General features: G+C 64.8%; 23 protein-coding genes. 5 read left to right on the top strand and 18 right to left on the bottom strand.

The features are described from left to right. Positions 1-63: 63 nt before the first annotated feature. The 4 genes from hisH to E3T41_RS03220 are packed head-to-tail and all read right to left on the bottom strand — an operon-like array spanning position 64 to position 2,895. Positions 64-696, bottom strand: coding sequence for an imidazole glycerol phosphate synthase subunit HisH (gene hisH / locus E3T41_RS03235; RefSeq protein WP_092449859.1), 633 nt, complete (start codon positions 694-696; stop codon positions 64-66). Then, a complete protein-coding gene (gene hisB, locus E3T41_RS03230; RefSeq protein ID WP_092449861.1) occupies positions 693-1,316 on the bottom strand; it encodes an imidazoleglycerol-phosphate dehydratase HisB in 624 nt (207 codons plus the stop codon). The genes hisH and hisB overlap by 4 nt, the downstream gene beginning before the upstream one ends. Positions 1,317-1,325: 9 nt before the next feature. Beyond that, positions 1,326-2,450 carry a histidinol-phosphate transaminase gene (locus E3T41_RS03225; RefSeq protein ID WP_134477320.1) on the bottom strand — a complete coding sequence of 375 codons (1,125 nt, stop codon included), beginning with the start codon at positions 2,448-2,450 and terminating at the stop codon, positions 1,326-1,328. A gap of 31 nt (positions 2,451-2,481) precedes the next feature. Beyond that, positions 2,482-2,895 carry a LysM peptidoglycan-binding domain-containing protein gene (locus E3T41_RS03220; RefSeq protein ID WP_092449865.1) on the bottom strand — a complete coding sequence of 138 codons (414 nt, stop codon included), beginning with the start codon at positions 2,893-2,895 and terminating at the stop codon, positions 2,482-2,484. A 290-nt stretch (positions 2,896-3,185) separates the two neighbouring features. On the opposite strand from E3T41_RS03220, the gene lexA reads away from it, so the two are divergent. Further along, complete coding sequence (lexA, locus tag E3T41_RS03215) at positions 3,186-3,890, top strand: transcriptional repressor LexA (RefSeq protein ID WP_104132437.1); 705 nt, start codon at positions 3,186-3,188, stop codon at positions 3,888-3,890. 107 nt (positions 3,891-3,997) lie between these two features. Here lexA and metE read toward each other — a convergent pair whose 3' ends face one another. From metE to E3T41_RS18885, 9 genes are all read right to left on the bottom strand, one after another. Next, the gene (metE, locus tag E3T41_RS03210) at positions 3,998-6,343 is read right to left on the bottom strand and encodes a 5-methyltetrahydropteroyltriglutamate--homocysteine S-methyltransferase (RefSeq protein ID WP_134477318.1); all 2,346 of its coding nucleotides are present in this window, start codon (positions 6,341-6,343) and stop codon (positions 3,998-4,000) included. A gap of 87 nt (positions 6,344-6,430) precedes the next feature. Beyond that, the gene (locus E3T41_RS03205) at positions 6,431-7,396 is read right to left on the bottom strand and encodes a methylenetetrahydrofolate reductase (protein WP_174775274.1); all 966 of its coding nucleotides are present in this window, start codon (positions 7,394-7,396) and stop codon (positions 6,431-6,433) included. Between the two features lie 422 nt (positions 7,397-7,818). After that, entirely contained in the window at positions 7,819-8,019 is a 201-nt protein-coding gene (locus tag E3T41_RS18890) for a sigma-70 family RNA polymerase sigma factor (RefSeq protein WP_166791488.1), read from the bottom strand. Between the two features lie 101 nt (positions 8,020-8,120). Then, complete coding sequence (locus tag E3T41_RS03195; protein WP_134477316.1) at positions 8,121-8,336, bottom strand: hypothetical protein; 216 nt, start codon at positions 8,334-8,336, stop codon at positions 8,121-8,123. 567 nt (positions 8,337-8,903) lie between these two features. After that, positions 8,904-10,307 (bottom strand): chromate efflux transporter, encoded by a 1,404-nt coding sequence (gene chrA / locus E3T41_RS03190; protein ID WP_241991011.1) that lies wholly within the window; start codon positions 10,305-10,307, stop codon positions 8,904-8,906. A gap of 18 nt (positions 10,308-10,325) precedes the next feature. After that, entirely contained in the window at positions 10,326-10,757 is a 432-nt protein-coding gene (locus E3T41_RS03185) for a chromate resistance protein ChrB domain-containing protein (protein WP_134477314.1), read from the bottom strand. Then, positions 10,754-11,299 carry a Chromate resistance protein ChrB gene (locus E3T41_RS03180; protein ID WP_166791487.1) on the bottom strand — a complete coding sequence of 182 codons (546 nt, stop codon included), beginning with the start codon at positions 11,297-11,299 and terminating at the stop codon, positions 10,754-10,756. The genes E3T41_RS03185 and E3T41_RS03180 overlap by 4 nt, the downstream gene beginning before the upstream one ends. A gap of 163 nt (positions 11,300-11,462) precedes the next feature. After that, positions 11,463-11,618 carry a zinc transporter permease gene (locus tag E3T41_RS03175; protein WP_134477312.1) on the bottom strand — a complete coding sequence of 52 codons (156 nt, stop codon included), beginning with the start codon at positions 11,616-11,618 and terminating at the stop codon, positions 11,463-11,465. 304 nt (positions 11,619-11,922) lie between these two features. Further along, entirely contained in the window at positions 11,923-12,072 is a 150-nt protein-coding gene (locus E3T41_RS18885; RefSeq protein WP_134477310.1) for a ribosomal protein bL36, read from the bottom strand. A 47-nt stretch (positions 12,073-12,119) separates the two neighbouring features. Here E3T41_RS18885 and E3T41_RS03165 point away from each other — a divergent pair, with 47 nt between their 5' ends. From E3T41_RS03165 to E3T41_RS03155, 3 genes are read left to right on the top strand one after another with little or no spacing between them, the layout of a single operon-like run. Continuing rightward, entirely contained in the window at positions 12,120-13,157 is a 1,038-nt protein-coding gene (locus tag E3T41_RS03165; protein ID WP_134477308.1) for a GTP-binding protein, read from the top strand. A gap of 53 nt (positions 13,158-13,210) precedes the next feature. Continuing rightward, positions 13,211-13,636 (top strand): (2Fe-2S) ferredoxin domain-containing protein, encoded by a 426-nt coding sequence (locus E3T41_RS03160; protein WP_104132430.1) that lies wholly within the window; start codon positions 13,211-13,213, stop codon positions 13,634-13,636. Between the two features lie 54 nt (positions 13,637-13,690). After that, positions 13,691-14,710, top strand: coding sequence for a GTP-binding protein (locus tag E3T41_RS03155; RefSeq protein ID WP_134477306.1), 1,020 nt, complete (start codon positions 13,691-13,693; stop codon positions 14,708-14,710). 239 nt (positions 14,711-14,949) lie between these two features. On the opposite strand, the gene hflX is transcribed toward E3T41_RS03155, so the two are convergent. Beyond that, positions 14,950-16,530 (bottom strand): GTPase HflX, encoded by a 1,581-nt coding sequence (gene hflX, locus E3T41_RS03150; protein ID WP_104132428.1) that lies wholly within the window; start codon positions 16,528-16,530, stop codon positions 14,950-14,952. 40 nt (positions 16,531-16,570) lie between these two features. Here hflX and E3T41_RS03145 point away from each other — a divergent pair, with 40 nt between their 5' ends. Further along, positions 16,571-17,179 carry a class I SAM-dependent methyltransferase gene (locus E3T41_RS03145; protein WP_104132427.1) on the top strand — a complete coding sequence of 203 codons (609 nt, stop codon included), beginning with the start codon at positions 16,571-16,573 and terminating at the stop codon, positions 17,177-17,179. Between the two features lie 172 nt (positions 17,180-17,351). Here the strand turns inward: E3T41_RS03145 and dapF are convergent, their stop codons facing one another. The 4 genes from dapF to E3T41_RS03125 form a co-directional block, all read right to left on the bottom strand. After that, positions 17,352-18,233, bottom strand: coding sequence for a diaminopimelate epimerase (gene dapF / locus E3T41_RS03140; RefSeq protein ID WP_134477304.1), 882 nt, complete (start codon positions 18,231-18,233; stop codon positions 17,352-17,354). 9 nt (positions 18,234-18,242) lie between these two features. After that, complete coding sequence (gene miaA, locus E3T41_RS03135) at positions 18,243-19,241, bottom strand: tRNA (adenosine(37)-N6)-dimethylallyltransferase MiaA (RefSeq protein ID WP_370256964.1); 999 nt, start codon at positions 19,239-19,241, stop codon at positions 18,243-18,245. Between the two features lie 5 nt (positions 19,242-19,246). After that, positions 19,247-20,851, bottom strand: a complete 1,605-nt coding sequence (gene miaB / locus E3T41_RS03130) for a tRNA (N6-isopentenyl adenosine(37)-C2)-methylthiotransferase MiaB (protein WP_134477302.1) — start codon at positions 20,849-20,851, stop codon at positions 19,247-19,249. Between the two features lie 76 nt (positions 20,852-20,927). Next, entirely contained in the window at positions 20,928-21,617 is a 690-nt protein-coding gene (locus E3T41_RS03125) for a regulatory protein RecX (RefSeq protein WP_241991010.1), read from the bottom strand. Positions 21,618-21,628: the final 11 nt, after the last annotated feature.

Below are 21,628 nucleotides of genomic sequence, written 5' to 3'. Positions count from 1 at the left end.
GCGACCAATTGCAGGGGCTGTGGCTGTGATGCGGATGGGACTGTGAAGTCTAGGCTCGCCGGGCTAACTGTGCAGCGTGCCGATCCAGTTCTTCAACAAGCGGATGCCTGCCTCCCCCGATTTCTCCGGGTGAAACTGGGTGGCGCTGAGCGGTCCGTTCTCGATCGCGGCCAGGAACGGCACCCCATGATCGGCCCAGGTCAGCCGGGGCTCTGGGAACGGCGGCATGACCTCAAGCGTCCAGGATTGCGCGGCGTAGGAGTGCACGAAGTAGAACCGCTCTTCTTCGATGCCTCGGAACAATTCAGAGTTGGGTGCGCTCGTGACGGTGTTCCAGCCCATGTGCGGAAGGATCTTCGCGGGAAGCTCGGTGACCGTTCCCGGCCATTCGCCGAGCCCCTCGGTGTCCACGCCACGTTCCACTCCATGCTCAAACATGACCTGCATGCCGACGCAGATTCCGAGCACCGGGCGGCCGCCGGCCAGACGACGGTCGACGATGTCGTCACCGCGAACGGACTTGAGCGCTGCCATCACGGCGCTGAACGCTCCAACTCCGGGCACGACGAGACCGTCGGCCTCCAATGCAGTCGTGCGGTCGCTCGTGAGGGTGACCTCGGCGCCGGCCAACTCGAGCGCCTTGACCGCGGAGTGCACGTTTCCGGTTCCGTAGTCGAAGACGACAACCTTCGTCATAGGGCTCCCTTAGTCGACGGAATACCGTGCACCAGCGGGTCGAGGGCCTTGGCGAGTCGGAAGGCGCGGGCGAAGGCCTTGAATTCAGCCTCGGCAATGTGGTGCGGATCGCGCCCGCCAAGCAGGGTGACGTGCACCGTCAGGCCGGCGTGAAAAGTAATCGCTTCGAAGACGTGACGCACCATGGAGCCGGTAAAGTGTCCGCCGATGAGGTGAAATTCAAAACCGGCCGGTTCGCCGGTGTGCACGAGGTAGGGGCGGCCGGAGATGTCGACCACGGCCTGGGCCAGCGCCTCGTCGAGGGGCACGAGAGCGTCACCGTAACGGGAGATGCCCGATTTGTCACCAAGGGCCTGACGAATGGCCTGGCCGAGCACGATTCCCACGTCTTCGACGGTGTGGTGCACGTCGATTTCGATATCGCCGGAGGCGCGCACCGTGAGGTCGGTCAGGGAGTGTTTGGCGAACGCCGTCAGCAGGTGGTCGAAGAACGGAACCGAGGTACGGATGTCGCTGACGCCGGTGCCATCAAGGTTCAGAGACAGGTCGATGCTGGATTCACTCGTCTCCCGTTGCAGGTGTGCGACGCGGGGCGCGGGAATGTCAGCAGGTGAGCTCATGGACCTAGTTTATTCGGCTTGGGCGGGCGCAATTTGACCGGAGCCGCCACTGCGACCAAGTCGGGCGATGGCGTCGAGGAACAGGGTCGTCTCCTGTTCGGTGCCGGCGGTCACGCGCAGGTGGTGGGCGATGCCCACATCGCGAATAAGAATACCCTCAGCCAGCAGCGCCTCGAAGGTCTCGTGCGGGTCGGCTACTCCCCCAAACAGTACGAAGTTGCTCCAGCTGCGGTGCGGGGCATAGCCCAGGCCCGCAAGCTCGACAACGAGCCGATCGCGCTGCCCACGAATGTCATCGACCATCGCGAGCATCTCGACGCTGTGAGCCAGGGCCGCGTTTGCGGCCGCCTGGGTCAGGGCCGAGAGGTGGTACGGCAAGCGAACCAGACGCAGGGCATCCGTTACGGCCGGATCGGCTGCCAGGTAGCCCACACGGGCACCGGCGAACGCGAAGGCCTTGCTCATCGTTCGGGAGACGAGCAGGCGTTCCCGGCCAGGCAGCAGGGTGAGCGCGCTCGGGGTGCCGACCGGAGCGAATTCGGCGTAGGCCTCGTCGACCACGACGATGCCGTCGGTCGCGTCATAGGCAGCGGCGATGGTCTCGAGGGAGAGCGGCGTACCGGTGGGGTTGTTCGGCGAGCAGAGAAAGACGATATCGGGCTTGGTACGCGTGATCTCGCTCACGGCGGTCGCTGGCGACAGCTCGTAGTCGGCGTCGCGGGCACCGGCAATCCAGGTGGTGTCGGTTCCCGACGCGAGGATCGAGTACATCGAGTAGGTCGGGGCAAAGCCCAGCAGGCTGCGTCCCGGTCCGCCGAAAGCCTGCAGCACCTGTTGCAGCACCTCGTTGGAGCCGTTGGCCGCCCAGATATTCTCGGCGGTCAGTCCTTCGCCGAGGTAGCGGGCGAGCGCCTCGCGCAGGGCGGTGAACTCTCGATCGGGATACCGATTCACCGAGCGGATGGCCTCGGCCAGGCCTGCGAGGATGTCGCGGGCCACCGCTTCAGGAATGGGGTGCGTGTTCTCGTTCACGTTCAGGGCCACTGGAACATGCAGTTGCGGAGCCCCGTAGGGCGTCAGGCCGTGCAGGTTGGTGCGGAGGGGAAGATCTTCGAGACTGGTCACCCTCTCCATGCTAGGGCCCCGTACTGCTGCCCATCACTACCTAGGAGTTGGCGGGGATTTCCAGGCGCTGGCCCGGCTGCAGCGTTTCCACCGACAGGGCGTTGATGCGCTTGATATCGGCGACAACGTCGCGCGGGTCGGCGGCGGGAAAGTTCTCTTCGGCAAGGTTCCAGAGGGTTTGGCCGGGTTCGACCGTAATGAATCGGGCTGAACCGACGTCGGTCGGTGAATAGGCCAGCGTGGCCACAATGCCGGAGTCGGTTGTGTACGACATGAGATCGATGCCGGTGGCGGACCCAGAGGCGCCGGCCGCTCCCCCATTGACGGCAAATACGAGGGCGCCAAGGATGACCGGCAATGCGGCGAGCGTGGTGAAGACGACTCGTCCACGCCGGGTGAGGCGAAGACGTGTGACGGGCGGGAGAGAAACTGCGGGGGCAAATGCTGTGGTCATGTCAAACCTCCAAGGTAGGCGGGCTGCGAGTCTCGTATTCGGCCCTCGGCCGGGAGGACCGAATACGAAACTATGTTCCGAATATAACTTCGAACAATCGAACATGCAAGCTTTTTCTCGTCTCTGCCCGGAAAATCACGCAACACACTCGAATAAGTGTTTGTTTCAAGGCCGAGAACTGGATAAACTTTCGATAGGTCAATTGCTTGATTGCTACTCAACCAGACACCACCGACATTCCCGCGAGACGTCCTCTAACCCGCGCGGGACCGACTCAAGGAGCGCTTCTCGTGACACAAAGCACCGGCGGTACCCGCGACAAGGGCGGCACTCGGCGCCGAAAGAGTTTGAGCCCGCGCCAGCTCGCCATCCTCGACGTTATTCAGCGTTCGGTCAGCTCGCGCGGCTACCCGCCGAGCATGCGTGAGATCGGTGACGCCGTCGGCCTCGCCTCGCTGTCGAGCGTGACTCACCAGCTCAACCAGCTTGAGCTGAGCGGCTATCTGCGTCGTGACCCGAATCGTCCTCGCGCACTCGAGGTACTCATCGAGATTCAACGCGCGCCCGAAGACGTCGGAACCGGCGACCAGGACAGTTTTCACCCGGGCGTGCAGGTCGGCGACGCTGCGATGGTTCCCCTCGTCGGTCGAATCGCTGCTGGCATTCCGATCACGGCCGATCAGCAGATAGACGAGATCTTCCCGCTCCCCCGCCAGCTCGTCGGCCAGGGGGAGCTGTTCATGCTCAAGGTCGTCGGTGAGTCGATGATCGATGCGGCGATCTGCGACGGTGACTGGGTTGTCGTTCGCCAGCAGAAGACCGCGGAGAACGGCGAGATCGTGGCGGCCATGCTCGACAACGAGGCCACCGTGAAGGTACTGCGCAAGCGCGACGGCCACACCTGGCTGCTGCCGCGCAACAGTAACTTCGAGCCCATCGTCGGCGACTACGCCGACATCCTCGGCAAGGTCGTCGCCGTATTGCGCTCGGTCTAGCGAGTCAGCTTCAAGCAAAGAAGAGAGCAGAAGCACGGCGTGAGGCCCGACCACTAACCGGTGATCGGGCCTGAAGACTGCCGGCTGGCGCCAGGTACGCGGGTGAGTTACCGGGTGAGGCTGGCTCTCAGATCGGCAGCGCGGCGATCGCGCACCACCCGGGTCGCAGCCAGCATGTTGTGCAGGGACTGCACCGTCTCCTCGTAGCCACGCGTTTTGAGCCCGCAGTCCGGGTTCACCCAGACCTGGCGTTCGGGGATGGATTCCAGGGCGGTGTCCAGCAGGGTCGTCAGCTCGTCGACGCTGGGTACTCGCGGCGAGTGGATGTCATAGATGCCGGCCCCGATGCCATGGTTGAACCCGCCGGCCTCAATCTGCTGTACCACCTCCATGCGCGAGCGGGCAGCTTCGATGCTCGTGACGTCGGCGTCGAGGTTGCGGATAGCCTCGATGACGACGCCGAACTCCGAGTAGCAGAGGTGCGTGTGAATTTGAGTCGCTTCCGCGACCCCGGCCGTGGCCAGCCGAAACGAGCCTACCGACCAGTCCAGGTAGTCGGCGTGGTCCATCTTCTTTAGCGGCAGCAGCTCCCGCAAGGCCGGCTCGTCGACCTGAACGATCTGGATGCCCGCAGCTTCCAGGTCGCCGATTTCATCACGCAGGGCAAGGGCGACCTGGCGAGCGGTCTCGCCAAGCGGCTGGTCGTCACGCACGAACGACCAGGCCAGAATCGTCACCGGTCCGGTGAGCATGCCCTTGACCGGCTTGGCTGTCAGGCTCTGCGTGTACACCGACCAGTCCACCGTGATCGGGGCCGGGCGCGAGACGTCGCCCCACAGAATGGATGGCCGGGTGCAGCGGCTGCCGTAGGACTGCACCCAGCCGTTCTCGGTCACGGCGAACCCGTCGAGGTTCTCAGCAAAGTACTGCACCATGTCGTTGCGCTCGGGTTCCCCGTGCACGAGCACGTCGAGTCCGATCTCTTCCTGCAGGGCAACGACGCGGCCGATCTCGGCGCGCATCAGGTCGCGGTAGTCATCGGCTGGCAGGTTTCCTTTGAGAAACTGGGCGCGTGCCCGGCGAATGTCTGCGGTCTGCGGGAAGGATCCGATCGTGGTCGTGGGCAGCGACGGCAGCTGCAGCGCAGCATTCTGAGCAGTCAGGCGATCGGCGTAGGCACCACGGGTGAAATCGGCGTCGGTGAGTGCGGCCGAACGCGCTCGCACCGAACCGTCGCGCACCCCCGGAGCGGCGAGACGCGCGGTCAGCGCGGCAGCGGCATCCGCGAGCGGAATGGCAATGGCCGCCCGCCCCGCAGCGAGGCCGAACGCGAGGGTGGCAACCTGGCCCACCTTCTGGTCGGCAAAGGCCAGCCAGCTGGCCAGGTCGACCGGCAACGAGGTCTCATCGAGCACGTCGTGCGGCACGTGCAGCAGCGACGTTGAGGTGGATACGGTGACGGAGTCGGACAGCGCGCGCACGCTCTCGGCGCGCTCGAAGGCGCCCGCCAGGTCGCCGCGCCAGATGTTATGCCCGTCAATCACCCCGGCAACGAGGGTCTTGGCGGCCAGCCCGGGCACCGCCTGCGGCAGGGTGCCCCGAACCAGGTCGAGGCCGATCGCCTCGACGGTAGTGCCGGCAAGAACCGGCAGGGCATCATCGAGACTGCCGTAGGGCGCCGCGACAAACAGGGCGGGGCGGCCACTGAGCCGACCGAGCACGCCATAAGCGGATGCGACCGCCGCCAGCGTGTCCCCGCGTGGCACATCGATCGATTCGCTGACCAGTCCCGGCTCGTCGAGTTGCACCCAGTCGGCGCCGGCATCCGCTAGCCGCGATACCAGCGCTGCGTAGACAGGAAGGAGGTCGTCGAGCCGGGACAACGGGGAGAACCCGGCCGGCGCCTCATCGCTGGCCTTGCTGAGCAGTAGAAAGGTGACCGGACCGACGAGCACCGGACGGGTGAGGAAGCCGGCCGCCTTGGCCTCGAGAAACTCGCGCACGATGCGGTCACCGGCCAACGAGAACACGGTCTCCGGGCCAATCTCGGGCACGAGGTAGTGGTAGTTCGAGTCGAACCACTTGGTCATCTCAAGCGGCAGGTTCTCGCCCTCGCCGCGGGCCAGGGTGAAATACCCGGCCAGGTCGATGGTTCCATCAGCACCGACGAGCGAGGCAAACCGGGTGGGAATCGCTCCAACGGCGACAATGGTGTCCAGCACCTGGTCGTAGTACGAGAACGACTCGGGGATCGACGAGTCGGCGCGGCCGAGCCCGAGGTCAACGAGCCGTTCCCGGGTGGCCGAGCGCAGTTCGGCGGCCACGCTCTCCACAGCGACCGCGTCGATCGCCCCAGACCAGAACGCTTCCACGGCCTTCTTGAGCTCGCGCCGGCGACCGATACGCGGGTAGCCGAGGATGGTACCGGTGGGAAATGCGGGTGAAATGGGCATGGAGATTCCTTCACTGGAGATTGGTCGTTGGAATGGTGCAAAATAACGAACGAGTTCGGGGCCTACACGCTGAAGCGGGCGTGAGGCCTAAAGCATTACTGCCGGCACCGGAAGTGCCCCACACCCCTCGAGAACCTGCAGCACTGTGTCGTGTTGGTTGAAGGCGTAGAGGTGGAGTCCGGGGGCGCCGCCCGCAAACACATCCTGCCCGAGGCGCACGGCGTAGTCGATGCCGATCTGGCGCTGCCCTTCCTCGGTCGGTTCGACTTCAAGGTCGATGGACAGGTCGGCCGGCAGCTTCTCCCCGGAGAGCTGCAGAATTCGGCGCAACCGGTTGGGGCTGGTCACCGGCATGATGCCGGGAAGAATGGGAAAGAGCACCCCGGCCGAGCGAGCCCGCTGGATGAAGCTCAGGTAGTCGTCGGCGTGGAAGAAGAGTTGGGTGATGGCGAGGTTGGCACCAGCTGCTTGCTTGGCCAGCAGGGTGTCGATGTCCTGGCTGACCGACCGGGAGTTGGGATGTCCGTTCGGAAAGGCCGCGACCCCGATGCGCACCTTGCTGCGTTCCGTTTTCACCCCGCGGGCGCCGGGCAGGCCCGGAATCACCGTTTCGATATACGGCACCCGTTCGGTCTGCACGCGGTGAATGAGCTGCACCAGCTCCCCCGCGCTGTGCAGATCGCCGAGAAAAGTGTTGTCGCCTTCGACCGCACCCTGCGGTGCGTCGCCGCGAATGGCCAGAAAGCTGCGTATGCCGGCGTCGAGGAACTCCCGAATGAGGCGGCTTGCGCCTGCGTGCGAGGAGCCGACGCAGGTGAGGTGCGCCATCGCATCCGCTTCGGTGTGGTCCTTGATGTAGCGCAGCACGTCCAGAGAAGAGTTGCGCGAGGAGCCGTTGGCGCCGTAGGTGACCGAGATGAACTCGGGGCCGGCGGCGGCCAGGTGGTCGATGGTGCTCATTAGAGCGGATGCTGCGGCCGCCGATTTGGGCGGGTACACCTCGAACGAGAACGCCGGGCGGGCGTTACACGCGGAAATTCCTGTCGTGGTCATGGTTCCTCATTCGGCAGAAGCAGTACAGCGGGTGATGGCCGGGTGGCCGCGGACGCGCCAGCGGGCTGGCGGTTCTTCGCGGGCGGATGCCGGGCTCGGCTGTCGCTCCATGCCGGGGAATGAATTCCGTCGGCAACGATTGATTAGACAGTAACAACACCAACGTCGAGCGATGCGAATATGACAGTTCGTGTCATCCGCGCGGTCAGACGGCATCTATCCGCTGGCCCAGCGGACGGGATAGGTGTTAAGCCCGCGCGGGTGACTGGTCCCCTACGGTGTCACCGATTTCGGCGCTTCCCGTACTGCCGGAGACCGGCGGCTACGACGCCTATTCGCATGCGGGCGCTGAGCAACCGATCGTCTTCTCGTCCCTAAAATCGGGGTGGGTCAACGCCATTAACGTCGCCGTTTTAGCCTAGCTAGAGAACTGCACAAAGAACGTCCCCTATCGGGATTCGTAGTTTTCGCGGTTCGTCCTTCGCACGTGCATACCGCCCGCGCGCCGTCGGTGCGGGAATTCCGACGACCTGGGCAGCTTGAGCGAGGGTGAACCCTTCCCAATGGACGAGCTGAACGATTTCCCGAAGCGCGGGGTTGAGTTGCGAGAGAGCGCCCCGCACTTCGCTGCCCTCGTCGGCTGCCGGCGCGGTACAGGCCGATATTCCGCGTGTTCGAATCTTCTACGTCGGGGCGAGGCGACGTCGTTCACCGCGGGAATGGTTCAGGACGGTTCCCCTGGCAAGTCCGAAGATCCACATCCGGGCACCTCTGCGTTTTCGGGAAGAAGGTTCACCCGGCGCCAGGCGACGACCATTGTGTCGCCGAGGAGATCGGCGGCATCGTCGGGCCCCACTCGGCGTTGCAGGTAACGCAGCACGTCCCCAGCACACTGGTCGAGGATGGACTTCAGCTTTTCGCCCTTCTGACGGGCGCTCACGGCGCGACAACCGCGCACTGGACCTGGGCGTCGGAAACGGCCACACCTCTCACCGCTGACATGCACAAACGCGTAGGCCATGTCAGGATTCTCAGCCCAGGGCAGCCACGCGAAAACACCGGTGGCTGTGGCAGCGCCGGCAGCGCCAGGGCAAGGCCGAATCCGACGACCAAACGAGTGGTCCAACGAGAGGGAGTCAATGCCACGACTTCGCGTGTTGCTGCCCTATTCGTTACCTCAAGATCGCGCTGCACACTCGGCGTGATCGTCACCGTCCCCGGTGATGATTGGTCAAGCATCACGTCGAGTGGGTCTGCTGCGTTCATGTGTTGCTCCAAGTCTGAAGGGTCCGTCATTACAGACATGTCCGGACGGACTCGAAACGATCACTCGGCAAGTTGATCTCCCTGATTGGATGTGATGAAGTCCGGGCAAGGAGCGAGAACGTCGCCGATTTTTCACGCAGACTGAGACCGCGGTCGAATCGACATACCATGTGGATTTTGCCGTTTGGTGTCGGCATTCTGTGTTCGCTATATGTCGCTCGCGGGGCGTCCTGAAATATATCTATGCGGTGGCCAGCTCGAGTAGTCCGGCGGCGAGTCCGAGGAGGGCGCACACGCCGATGGTGCGCAGTGCGGTCCACCGGAGTTTCAGCATGAGCACTCCCGCGACAACGGCGACGGCGAGCGGCAGGATGCTCACCGAGCTCAGCACAGGCAGCTGGAGTTGTAGCGGCCCGGAGTCGAGGCGGAACGTTTCGGAGAAGAGGATGTTGAAGGCGAAGAAGACGGCGAGATTGGCGATGACTCCGACGACCGCCGCAGTGATGCCGGTGAGCGCTCCGGAGAGTTGGCGGTTGCCGCGGAGCCGTTCGATGTGGGGTGCGCCAAGGAAGATGAAAATGAAGCAGGGCACGAAGGTGACCCAGGTGGTCAGGAGGGCTCCGATGATGGCCGCGACCCACGGGTCGAGGTCGCCGGGGTTGCGGTACGCGCCGACGAAGCCGACGAACTGGACGACCATGATCAGGGGTCCGGGTGTGGTCTCGGCCAGACCGAGTCCGCGCGCCATCTCCCCGGGCGTGAGCCAGTGGAAGACCTCCACCGCTTGCTGGGCGACGTAGGCCAGCACGGCGTACGCGCCACCGAAGGTGACCAAGGCCATGGTGGAGAAGAACACGCCCTGCTGCGTGAATACCGAGCCGATGCCGGTGAAAAGTACTACGGCGATTATGGGCAGGATCCACAGTGTCAGCCCCACGGCCAGAATCTTGCCCGCGCTCACGGCGGAGGGCTTCCCGGCGTTGAGCGCGTTATCGGCGATGACGGGTTGGATTCGGTCGGGTGCATCGCCGCTGCCGTCGATCTTCTTCGCTACGCCGGGCACATATCGAGTGAGGAGCCAGCCCGTCAGGGCTGCGATGAGGATCACGACGGGGAAGGGAACTGCGAACAGGGCTAGGGCGGCGAACCCGGCGACGGCGAGCACGACCAAGGCGGGGTGGACGAGGCACCGTCGGCCGACTTTGACGATGGCCTGTCCCACGATGATTAGTGTCGCGGCGGCGATGCCGGTCAAGAGCGCTGCGACCACGGGTGCGTCACCGTAGGCCACGAAGATGGCGGACAAGGCGAGGAGGGCGACGACGCCCGGCAAAACGAACAGTGTGCCGGCGACCAGGCCGCCGCGTTTGCCGTTGAGCAACCAGCCGATGTAGATGGCAAGCTGTTGCGCCTCGGGGCCGGGGAGCATGACACAGAAGTTCATGGCGTGCTGGAAGCGGCGGTGTCCGATCCACCGTTTCTCTTCGACGAGGATGCGGTGCATGACGGCGATCTGTCCGGCCGGCCCGCCGAAAGTCTCGAGCGAGACGAGGAACCAGACGCGCAGGGCGTCCCGGAACGGGACCAGGTCTCGGGTCTCGGCGGCATCCGTTGCGGACACTGGCCGGGCCTTCTTGGGTTTCACAGTGCAGTTCTCGTATCGTCAGGAGGCTTCGCGGCCGCGGAGCAGGCTGCGGCGGTAGAACTCATACAGACCGTCGAATATCGGCTTACTCACGGCCAGGGTCTGTTCGTCGGTGCCCGTCAGGGAGAGTCCCCTCAGGACGGCGTCGAGTCCGGGGGCCTCGGGCGCGTCGAAGCGTCCATCTTCGATGTCGGCCTCATGCACGATCTGGGCGATTTTCCAGAGTACGGGATCGGCCAGTTCGTGCCGGCGCAGGATCGTTTCGAACGTGCAGTTGGACCCCACGTGGGAGTACTCGGCGCCGCGCATATCGAATGCCGTCGCCCCTTTCGGAACGTGGGTCGGATCGGCGACAAAGATGAACTGGGCATTCGCATCGATGAATCGCGTTACCAGCCAGGCGCATGCAGCCCGGTCGATATGCATATGTTCGCGCGTTGCCCACTTCATGATGGCGCGCCGGCTGCGTGGGTTGCAACGCCGACAATGTCGCCAGCTCCGACAGCGCCGTCCAGGGCGGACCGGGCCATCTCGTCCAACAGACGGGAGATTACCTCTTTGGCCGGCGGGGGAAAATAGTCCCGCCGGCTGATGTCCCGCCACTCGCGGCGCAACTTCTTGATCGCTGTGGTCCGGGCGGTGCCGATCAGGGGCTGGGCCTGAACCACAGCCTCCGCGAGGGTGCGGTATTCCGCGACCCGGTCTGCCGTCATGGACGCGACCAGGTCCTGTTCTTGACGTTGAGACCCGGCCGTTGCCAGCCACACGCCCGCCTCGCCGCCGTTGTGCACTACCTGTTCGGCGAGCCACTCCAGCTGTTCACGAGTTTTGGCCTCGGCGGGAAGGGCTACGAGATTGGTCTGCAACCTGACGACGCCTAGGACTTTGAACCTCCTCCAGAGCGCGATTCTGGGCGCCGACGGTTCACGGGGCAGGTGATAGCTCAACAACACCCACGGGTGCGTTTCGGGCGGCGGAGAGGTCAGATCCATAATTTTAGTGTAACCATAGTTACACTTTCTAAGGCGGAGGTCAGCGGCGTCGCGCAGACAGGGAGCTTGCCCACAGCCGAGATTCAACACATGCCACCGTCTCACAACCAATGAAATGCAATAAACCGTTGGACGAGCCGTAGCCGGGAAGGACGCCGTCTAGCTAGTGCTCGTCGTAGTGGTCGCTGTGCAAAGCGTGGTGGTGCGTGCCATGCACGTAGTCCGTGTGGTCGTCGTGACTGATGGCTTGGTGGCCGCAGTTGTCGCCGTGTTGGTGGTCCGCGACCGCGTGCTCTGCATGGGTGTCGGTGAGGGGCATGCTGTTCTCCTTGTGGATCCGTCTAGGCAACTGCTAGTAGATCCAGCCAACCAGATACATGAGCGATCGACGATGTATTCGTTCCCGGGTTGGGCATGTTCCGCAGGCGGCAGGGAAGACTCGAGTGGTGCCGTATTGTCACGCTTGTCGCGGCTTCATGCGCGGATGGGGTTTGCTGGACCAGCACCTGGCAGCATGACGGCATCCCGCAGCGGTGCAGTTGTCGGTGATGACTGCGATCTCACCGGGTGCTCCGGCGGCTTGGTCGAGGCGGCGGTCTCACCGGTTGACAGGTCGACCGCGTCTACGGAGTCGGTGGCCGGTCGGTTACGGGCAGGACCAGCCGTGTGGGGCTTTCAGGCGCGGGGATCTTCTTGTCGCTCACGAACACCCGACCGCGCCGGTGCACGATTTGGGCGCCAGGGAGCTTCTTGAGCGAATTGCGTACCTTCATGACCATTTCTTCCTTATTGAGAATACATATCAATTAGAGTAGCAGGCATGACATCGCCTTCATTCCTCACCCTGAACCTCGTGAGCGGCCTCGCCGGCGCCGGCAAGTCCTCCATCGCTCGCGCGAGCGGCCGAACCAGCATCAGTCTGGACGGTGCCGATCGGGCCGCCGTCAGTGGGGCCATCGCGGGCACCGGCACTCGGAGCGAGGTCATGCTGGAGATCCACCCATCCGCCGTGCCGCTCGAGGTGGCCGTCGCGGTCATGGCCGCCGGCGGTGACCTAGTTCTGCACTCGGAAGCCGGCGCCATCCGCCTGGGAAATTTCGTCAGCGTGCTCGATGCGTCCACCTTCTGGCGGGACATACGCAGCGATAAACTCGCACCCGAGCCACCGCAGCCCTGCGCCACCCACGGTGAGCACGACCGCACGGTGGCCGATGCCCTCGTGCAACAGATCGAGTGGGCCAGCGTGGTGGTGATCAACAAGACCGATCTCTCCACCGCCGCCGAGTGCGCGGACCTGCGCGACTTCGTGAGACTGCTCAACCCGTCCTGCCAGGTGATCTTCGCCCGTCACGGGCACAGCTCGGTCAGTGCGTGGTTGCCACCCCGGGTGGACATGCTCACTTGGCTGCAGCAGAGCCCCGGCTGGATCCGACAGCTGAACGGCGAGGGGCTGTTAGCTTCGGGCCGCACCGGTCTCGGTTGCGTCGTCTACCGGGATCCCCGCCCCTTTCACCCGGGCCGCCTCGCCAGCTTCCTCAGCGACACGTCCACCGAGTCCGGCGAGATCCTCCGCTCCCGTGGATTGTTCAGACTGGCATCGCGCCCGCACGTCGTCGGGTCGTGGAACAGCGCCGGTCCCACCATCGCATTCGAGCCGACCAGCATGGGCAGCCACGACCCCGAGTCGCCATGGGGTCAGGAAATCGCCTTCTTTGGCCGAAACCTTGACGGCGCCCGACTCACCGCGAACCTTGACGCTTGCTTGCTCGACGATCGCGAGTTCATCGGCGGTCCCATGGAGTGGCGGAGCCTGACCGACCCGTTCCCGGCCTGGGACCTCAACCAGGATGACGACTGAAACGGCACCGCCCCATTCGCAACACACCGCAACACACCGCAAGGGAGACAACTATGACCAGCCCCCACACTCACACCTCGATCGTTCCCGGCGCGAGCGGCCCACTCGTCGCTCTCTGCACCGGACACCGCTGCGAGGCTCTGCACCGGCTGGCCGATGACCAGACCGGCACCGACAGAGTGCGCACCACGATCGTGAGCGGTCGCGGCGCCGTGCTCGTGTCCGCACCCTGCTTGGGCGCCTGCGCCAATGGGGCAGTCGCCGCTGTTGCCCGCCGCGATGGAGTCACCGGCACGACCGGACCATCCGTATGGTTGGGTGGCGTGGACCGGCCCGCAATCCTGGACGCGCTCCTCGGGTGGATTCGCGGCGGCGGACCGTTGCCCGGCGAAATGCCAGCCAACGACGTACCCCTCCTGCTGCAAGACGCCGTCCTCGGCGTCGGCAAACCCATCCAGGCCCATCCTAATAAGCGGTAGGCAGGGCCGGCTGGACCGCCAGCGGCGCGACCGAATGAAGGAGAGGCATCCGCTGTGCGGCAAGTTCCGGTGATCGCTCTGACGGGCCACCTCGGCGCCGGCAAAACCACGGTGCTCAATCACTTACTGCGCGCCCCGGACGCGCGTCTGGGCGTCGTCATCAACGACTTTGGCGTCCTCAACGTCGACGCTGGCTTGGCGATCGGCCAAATCGATGAGGTGGCGGGCATCTGTGGCGGATGCGTGTGCTGCCTGCCCGACGCGGGCGGCCTTGATGCCGCCCTCGACGCGCTCACCCAGCCACGGCTGCGACTGGACGCCGTGATCGTCGAGGCCAGTGGCGTGGCCGAGCCGTCCGCTCTTGCCCGCCTCATCCGCTACAGCGGAGTTGCCAACGTACTGTCCGGCGGGCTAGTGGATATCGTAGACGCCGTAGAACACTTCAAGACCATCGACACCGGTGTCCTGGCGCTGGCGCGGTATTCCGCGGCATCTCTCATTGTGATCAACAAGACCGACCGTATCCCGCCGCCGGAACGAGAAGCTGCGGTGGCGCGCATCGTTAATCGGATTCGGCAGCGCAATCCCTGGGCTTGCATTATCAGCACGGCCCAGGGGCGCCTCGACCCCGCGCTAGTGTTCGACGCGGCGCTCGAACCGGCTCCAGATGGCGAGCTATCGTTCGCCGCGCTGCTCGGCTCTGGCCCGGTTCGTGACCTACACCCCCACCCGCATGCCGACGCCGTGACGGTGACGGCCCTTGCGCCGGTGGACGCCGGTCGGCTGGTGGATCTTCTTGAGCACCCGCCCGATGGGGTGTACCGGCTAAAGGGTGCGGTCACGGTAGGGGCTGGATCCCGTCGGCGCCGAATTTCGGTCAACGTCGTCGGCCGGCACATCCACATCGCCCCGCACCCGGTCGGATCGGGCGAAGACGGCTTGGTCGCGATCGGGATGCATCTAATCGTGGCGTCGGTGCGCAACCGCCTCGAAAGCGCCGTCAACCCGGCACGAAGTCTTTCACCCAACGACGGTCTCCGTCGGCTCACCCGGCTGCGTCGGTTGAGCATCTGACCGATTTGACACGGCCCACTAACCGCAGGACGTATCGGTCAGGGTGACGCCCCGCTCGCGGGCCCGGCCGCCACTGGAAACGCCTCAGCCGAACCCTCGACCCCGACGGCTACGCGCAACAAGACTGGCCGGAACGACGAGCATGAGAGCGGAACTCGATGCAACTACTACGACGAGGAAGACAAGGAACCGCGGAATAGATCGTTTCCTCGTGCGTCCACCCTACTTGAAGCGAAAAGCTACGCGGAGAGCGCGGACAGAATCACGAACGGGGCGAACTGGGGCTCGATCTCGGGGGTGACGAACGCCGTCACGTGAGTACCGGCTTCCACGTACTCGGTCGCCTCGATGCGGCCCTGATCGTGCAGCACGGCGATGAGGTCGCCTCGATCGTAGGGAATGAGCAGGTCGAGTTCGATCTGCGGCGTCGGCAGCAACAGCGCCACCGCGGTAAGCACGGTTTCGATACCCTCACCGGTTCGGGCCGAGACGAACGTCGCCTTCGGCTCGAGGCCGCGCAGCACAAGCCGGTCATCGTCGCTGATCAGGTCGCTCTTATTGAAGACGACCAGTTCGGGTATGTCGCGGGCGCCGACCTCGGAGATAACATCGCGCACGGTCGCCAGTTGCGCGACCGGGTCGGGGTGGGAGCCGTCCACCACGTGCACGATGACGTCGGCATCGGCAACTTCTTCCAGGGTCGAACGAAACGCCTCAACCAGTTGGTGCGGCAGGTTGCGCACGAAGCCGACCGTGTCGGTGAGGGTGTACAGGCGGCCGTCGGCGGTCGTCGACTTTCGCACGGTGGCATCGAGGGTCGCGAAGAGGGAGTTCTCCACGAGCACTCCGGCCTTGGTGATGCGGTTCAGCAAGCTGGACTTGCCAGCGTTCGTGTAACCGACGATTGCGACCGAGGGAACGGAGTTGCGCTTGCGGTTGGCGCGTTTGGCCTCGCGAGCGGGTTTCATCTCAACCATCTGCTTGCGCAGCTTGGACATCCGGGTGTGAATGCGGCGACGGTCGAGTTCGATCTTGGTCTCACCGGGACCACGCGAGCCCATGCCGGCCCCGGTGCCACCGACCTGGCCACCGGCCTGGCGAGACATCGAGTCACCCCAGCCACGCAGGCGCGGCAGCATGTAGGCCATCTGAGCCAGTTCGACCTGCGCTTTACCCTCCCGGCTTTTGGCGTGCTGGCTGAAAATATCAAGGATCACGGCGGTGCGGTCGATGACCTTGACCTTGACCACGTCTTCGAGGGCACGCCGCTGGCTGGGAGCGAGTTCGGTGTCGGCGATGACGGTGTCGGCGCCGAGCGCCTTGACGATGTCGGCGACTTCCTGGGCCTTGCCCTTGCCCAGGTAGGTGCTGGGGTCGGGGGTGGCCCGACGCTGTAGCAAACCGTCGAGCACGGTTGCGCCGGCGGTCTCGGCCAGGGCGGCCAGTTCCCGCATAGAGTTTTCGGCGTCGTCGACGGTGCCGTGCGTGTAGACGCCCACCAGGACCACGTTTTCGAGGCGCAGCTGGCGGTATTCCACCTCGGTGACGTCTTCAAGCTCGGTGGAGAGGCCGCCGACGCGACGCAGGGCGTTGCGGTCGGCTCGTTCGGACTGGTCACCGTCGTGGTCGCTGCCGTCATATTCACCGGAGGCCTGCGTTTGCAGGGCCTGAGCCGATCCGCTACGGAACAGGGAATAGCCGGCAGCCTTACTGTCGGCGCTGGCCAACACGCGCGCCACGACATCATCGGCGTCAAGTGCCGGTTCTACGGGCTCGTTTTCTACTGCGTCGTTGCCGCGGGGCGCCGTTGGATCATTCATCCCATTAACCTTAGTTCAACGAAGTTGAAAGGTTCCTCCTATGTCGTCCGACCACTATTTTTCTCCGGCGCCCGGCACCGTACTGAAAACCCGACAGATCACAGTGCAGTTGCACGGGCAGGATCATGAACTCACGACCGCCAACTCGGTGTTCAGCCCCGCCCACATCGACACCGGCACCGAGGTACTGCTGAAATACGCCCCCGAGCCGCCCCTGACCGGTCATTTTCTCGACCTCGGCTGCGGCTGGGGTCCGATCGCGCTGCATCTCGCCCTGGCCTCCCCCGAGTCCACCGTGTGGGCCGTGGACGTGAACGAGCGCGCACTCGACCTCGTGCGCACCAACGCCGCGACCCTCGGCCTGACCAACGTCAAGGCCGTGCTCGCCGCCGACGTGCCCGCAGACATCAGCTTTCGCACCATTTGGTCGAATCCGCCCATCCGCGTCGGCAAGGACGAGCTGCACGGCCTCATGCAGACCTGGCTGCCCCGCCTCGAATCCGAAGCGGATGCCTGGCTCGTCATCCAGCGAAACCTCGGCTCTGACTCACTCCAGCGTTGGCTCGCTGCCGAACTCCCCGACACCTTTGAGACCACCCGCGAGGCCATCAGCAAGGGCTTCCGAGTACTCCAGGTGCACCGCTCTTAGTCCCCAAATTCCGGTCAACCGGCCGGGGCGGCGGGGGTTTCCGCGGGGTTGCGAGTTTTCGGGTCTTTTGGGAGGTTTCCGCACGCTTTTCGCGGAGACCTCCCAGAAGGTCCGAATGTTTGAGCGAGGAGCGGATGACCCGCCGGCCCGGCCCCACCTCCAGAAACCGGCGTCAGCCTAGGTTCAGAACCCCGTCGAACACCAGCTCCGCCGGCCCGGACAGCGACACGTGCTCGCCATCCTCGGCCGGGAACATCCGTACCCCGAGCACGCCGCCGGGAACCTCGACCCGCCACTGATGCGGTGCCGCTTTCCCGGCCCAGTGCCGGGTAGCCAGGGCCGCCGCGACCGCTCCGGTGCCGCACGACAGTGTCTCCCCGCTGCCACGCTCGTGCACGCGCATGCGGAACCGCCCAACGCCGTTGACGACGAGCGGGTCGTTCGGCACCACAAATTCGATGTTGACGCCGCCGACTGGTTCGGGGTCGAGCTGCGGAATGAAGGTGAGGTCAGCGGCATCCAGCTCGTCGTCGTCGGCGAGTGCGACGACCGTGTGCGGGTTGCCGACGTTGATGCCGAGGCCCGGACGGGCCACGGGCAGGTTCTTGGTGCGCACGAGCGGCTCGGTGCCGTCAAGCTTCCACCGACCGAGGTCGACCTGAAAACCGGAGGCGTTGCGCTGCACGTCGCGCACGCCGCCGCGGGTGCCGATAATGAGGGTGTCACCGGGTAACAGCTCGGCAAGGTTGTTTTCGATCAGGAATTTGGCGTAGACGCGGATGCCGTTTCCGCACATTTCCGAGACGGTGCCGTCGGCATTCCAGTAGTCCATGAACCACTCGGCCGCGTCGTCTTCGGCGAGGGCGGCAGCACCGTCGGGCAGGTTCTGGCTGCGCACGGCACGGATAATGCCGTCGGCACCGACTCCGAACTTGCGGTCGCACACGGCACGAATCTGTGCCGGGGTCAGTTCCAGTTTTCCGTCTGGATCAGCGAACAGCACGAAGTCGTTCCCCGTGCCGTGGCCCTTGGTGAAGTTCAGAGTGATGCCCATGCTGCCAGTTTACGGGGCGGTCGCTGCGTACTCTGCGGCCACGGCGCGGTCGACGTGCGCGAGCGCGTCATCGACCCGGTCGGCCGCGTCGGATTCGATCCAGTGGGTGTGGGCGTAGCGCTTGAACCAGCTCACCTGGCGGCGGGCATAGCGCCGAGTGAGTTGTTGGGTTGCCTCGATCGCCTCGGCCTGGCCGAGCGTTCCGTGCACCTGACCGAGGGCCTGGGCGTAGCCGATCGCACGGCTCGCCGTCACGCCGTCTTCGATGCCGCCCGCGAGCAGCCCGCGTGCTTCGTCGACGATGCCGGCCGCCCACATCCGCTCTACTCGGGCGTCGAGCCGAGGGGTCAGTTGTTCGCGCGCGGTGCGGAGGCCAAGCAAGACGCTGGCGCGCCAGTAAACTGGCTCGTCCGGCAGGGCGGCCAGGTGCGGGGCACCGGTCAGCTCAACGATTTCTAGCGCCCGCACCAAGCGCCGGCCGTTGCTCGGGCCGATGCTCTGTGCAGCCTGCGGGTCGACGGCCTGCAGCCGGGCGTACATCAGGCCGGGTCCAATGTCGATCAACTCAGCTTCGAGCCGGGCGCGCAGCTCCGGATCAGTGCCGGGAAACCGAAAGTCGAACACGACCGAGGAGACATACAATCCCGAGCCGCCGACCAGGATCGGCACGGCGCCACGCGCGATGATCTCGGTGATCGCTGCACGGGCATCCGTTTGGTAATTGCTCACGGTGGCCTCGGCGGTCACCTCGAGCACATCGAGCAGGTGGTGCGGAATACCGCGGCGTTCCGCGAGGGTGAGTTTTGCCGTGCCGATATCCATGCCGCGATAGAGCTGCATGGCATCGGCGTTGACGATTTCGGCCGGCTGGCCGCGCTCGATCAGCCGTTCGGCCAGATCAAGGGACAACTCCGACTTACCGGTGCCGGTCGATCCGACGATCGCGATCAGCACCGGCAAGGCAGCTGACCCCAATGGTTCGGCTGGCACCGGTTTCTCAGGCGACACCGTTCCTAACGCTCGTCGTCGTTCACGTTGTAGATGGGGATGGTGCTCGAGCCGCTTTCGACTCGCAGACCGATGGTCGGCAGGCCAAGCGAGACCGGACCAGTACCGCCAGCTGCTCCACCGTGTGACGGAACGCCGCAGGATTCGGCTTCAAGGCGGTCCCAGGCATCCCCGGCACGGGTGGAACGGATGCGCAGGGGCGCGTCGGTGGTCGAGTCAGCGATCAGGTGGAACGGTGCGGCCTGGGTGACGACGACCGTAACCACGTCGCCGGGACGCGGCCGTGGCGAACCGGCCGGTACGTCGAAGTGCACGAGCCGGCTGTCGGGGGCGCGCCCACTCAGGCGGTGGGTGTCGCTGTCCTTGCGACCGCCGTTGGCGACGAGCAGTTCAACCTCGCGACCGATGACGGCCTGGTTTTCTTCGAGGGAGATACGTTCCTGCAGGGCGGCGAGACGCTCGTAGCGGTCTTGCACGATGGCCTTGGGAACCTGGTCGGCCATCGTCGCGGCCGGGGTACCCGGACGAATCGAGTACTGAAAGGTGAACGCAGTGGCAAAGCGAGCCTGTTCAACGACCCGTAGGGTCTCTTGAAAGTCTTCCTCGGTTTCGCCGGGAAAGCCGACGATGATGTCGGTGCTGATGGCGGCGTGTGGCATCTGTGCACGCACGCGGTCGAGGATGCCGAGGAACTTCGCCGAGCGGTAGGAGCGGCGCATTGACTTGAGGATCCGGTCGGACCCGGACTGCAGGGGCATGTGCAGCTGGGGCATGACAGAGGGCGTCTCCGCCATGGCGTCGATGACATCATCGGTGAACGCGGCTGGATGCGGGCTGGTGAAGCGGATGCGCTCCAGCCCGTCGATCTTGCCGGCCGCGCGCAGCAGCTTACCGAAGGCGAGGCGGTCGCCGAATTCAACGCCGTAGGAGTTGACGTTCTGCCCGAGCAGGGTGACCTCGATGGCGCCGTCTTCGACGAGGGCCTGAATCTCGGCGAGGATCTCGCCCGGACGGCGGTCTTTCTCTTTGCCGCGCAGGGCGGGCACGATGCAGAAAGTGCAGGTGTTGTTGCAGCCAACCGAAATGGAGACCCAGCCGCTGTAGCTGGAGTCACGTTTGGTCGGCAGGGTGGACGGGAAGGTTTCGAGCGACTCGAGAATCTCGAGCTGCGCCTCACCGTTATGGCGGGCCCGCTCGAGCAAGCTCGGAAGAGAGCCCATGTTGTGCGTTCCGAAGACGACGTCCACCCAGGGCGCCTTCTCGAGGATGGTGTTCTTATCCTTTTGCGCGAGGCACCCGCCGACGGCAATTTGCATGCCCTCATGCTTGCGCTTGACCGAGGCGAGGTAGCCGAGGTTGCCATAGAGCTTATTGTCGGCGTTCTCTCGTACGGCGCAGGTGTTGATCACGACGATGTCGGCCTCACCGCCGTTCGCCGAGACGTAGCCGGCGGCTTCGAGAGAGCCGCTCAAGCGTTCGGAGTCGTGCACGTTCATCTGACAGCCGAAGGTGCGCACCTCATAGGTGCGCGCACGCCCCGAGGCGTCGATCGCGGCTACCGAGGGGGTGATCACGGTTCGGCGGGCAAGTGCGGGGGCGACGATACTCATAGTGGGTATAGTTTACGCGAGCAATTCGGTGTGCGAGCCGTGTGCGACGCGCGGTCAGAAATAACGGGCGGCAGCATTAGCGGAAGCGCACACGCGAGCCGCCACCGCGGCTGTCCATTGCGGCTTTGACCGCCAATCGTACGGCGGCCGAGCTATAGCCCTTGCGCATGAGAAAACCGGTGAGTCGACGGTCGATGGTCTGGTCGTCGAAACGTTCCATCTGACCCATGCGCTTGGTGGCCAGGTCGATGGCACGTTCAGCTTCGTCGTCGGGAAGCTCTTCGAGCTTGTCCATCATGACGCTCGGATCGAGCTTGCGCCGCCGCATTTCAGCCTCAACACCGGTGCGACCGAGCCCCTTGCGCACGTTGTGGCTGTGAATGATCTGATCGGCGAGCTTGGCCTCATCGAGGTACTGCAGCTGAATGAACTTCTCGATGACCTCACTCGCCTCGCCGGAGTCTACCCCGGTGCCGTTCAAGACAAGCAGGGCCTCGACGGTGGACAGGGAACGGCCACGCAACCGGTGCAACAGCACCTTCTCGGCCCGCTCACGCTGGTCGAGCGCGTCGGCGTCTGCATCGGTTTCGGCGTCAGCGTCAGCGTCAGCGTCGACGTCGTCGATCTCAGCGTCGGGTTCGCTGGCCGCTGCCTGCAGCGGCGAGCGGCGCTTCATTCCCGGAGCCGCACCGGGCAGGTAGGTCACGGGAGCCAAGCCGGCGTCTGCTTGTGGTGCTGCGTCATTCTTGGGTTCGAAGTGAACCATTCCCGTGACCT

The organism is Cryobacterium sp. Hh38 (assembly GCF_004403235.1).
GTDB classification, from domain to species: Bacteria; Actinomycetota; Actinomycetes; order Actinomycetales; family Microbacteriaceae; genus Cryobacterium; species Cryobacterium levicorallinum.
Note: the sequence above shows the minus strand (reverse complement) of the source record. Positions and strands in the feature narration are given on the sequence as shown.

What these genes read in the sequence shown, in the direction of transcription:
- hisH (WP_092449859.1), bottom strand. Translation starts at nt 696, where the DNA reads ATGACGAAGGTTGTCGTCTTCGACTACGGAACCGGAAACGTGCACTCC.
- hisB (WP_092449861.1), bottom strand. Translation starts at nt 1,316, where the DNA reads ATGAGCTCACCTGCTGACATTCCCGCGCCCCGCGTCGCACACCTGCAA.
- E3T41_RS03225 (WP_134477320.1), bottom strand. Translation starts at nt 2,450, where the DNA reads ATGGAGAGGGTGACCAGTCTCGAAGATCTTCCCCTCCGCACCAACCTG.
- E3T41_RS03220 (WP_092449865.1), bottom strand. Translation starts at nt 2,895, where the DNA reads ATGACCACAGCATTTGCCCCCGCAGTTTCTCTCCCGCCCGTCACACGT.
- metE (WP_134477318.1), bottom strand. Translation starts at nt 6,343, where the DNA reads ATGCCCATTTCACCCGCATTTCCCACCGGTACCATCCTCGGCTACCCG.
- E3T41_RS03205 (WP_174775274.1), bottom strand. Translation starts at nt 7,396, where the DNA reads ATGACCACGACAGGAATTTCCGCGTGTAACGCCCGCCCGGCGTTCTCG.
- E3T41_RS03185 (WP_134477314.1), bottom strand. Translation starts at nt 10,757, where the DNA reads ATGAAGTGGGCAACGCGCGAACATATGCATATCGACCGGGCTGCATGC.
- E3T41_RS03180 (WP_166791487.1), bottom strand. Translation starts at nt 11,299, where the DNA reads ATGGATCTGACCTCTCCGCCGCCCGAAACGCACCCGTGGGTGTTGTTG.
- E3T41_RS03175 (WP_134477312.1), bottom strand. Translation starts at nt 11,618, where the DNA reads ATGCCCCTCACCGACACCCATGCAGAGCACGCGGTCGCGGACCACCAA.
- E3T41_RS18885 (WP_134477310.1), bottom strand. Translation starts at nt 12,072, where the DNA reads ATGAAGGTACGCAATTCGCTCAAGAAGCTCCCTGGCGCCCAAATCGTG.
- E3T41_RS03165 (WP_134477308.1), top strand. Translation starts at nt 12,120, where the DNA reads ATGACATCGCCTTCATTCCTCACCCTGAACCTCGTGAGCGGCCTCGCC.
- E3T41_RS03160 (WP_104132430.1), top strand. Translation starts at nt 13,211, where the DNA reads ATGACCAGCCCCCACACTCACACCTCGATCGTTCCCGGCGCGAGCGGC.
- hflX (WP_104132428.1), bottom strand. Translation starts at nt 16,530, where the DNA reads ATGAATGATCCAACGGCGCCCCGCGGCAACGACGCAGTAGAAAACGAG.
- E3T41_RS03145 (WP_104132427.1), top strand. Translation starts at nt 16,571, where the DNA reads ATGTCGTCCGACCACTATTTTTCTCCGGCGCCCGGCACCGTACTGAAA.
- dapF (WP_134477304.1), bottom strand. Translation starts at nt 18,233, where the DNA reads ATGGGCATCACTCTGAACTTCACCAAGGGCCACGGCACGGGGAACGAC.
- miaB (WP_134477302.1), bottom strand. Translation starts at nt 20,851, where the DNA reads ATGAGTATCGTCGCCCCCGCACTTGCCCGCCGAACCGTGATCACCCCC.
- E3T41_RS03125 (WP_241991010.1), bottom strand. Translation starts at nt 21,617, where the DNA reads ATGGTTCACTTCGAACCCAAGAATGACGCAGCACCACAAGCAGACGCC.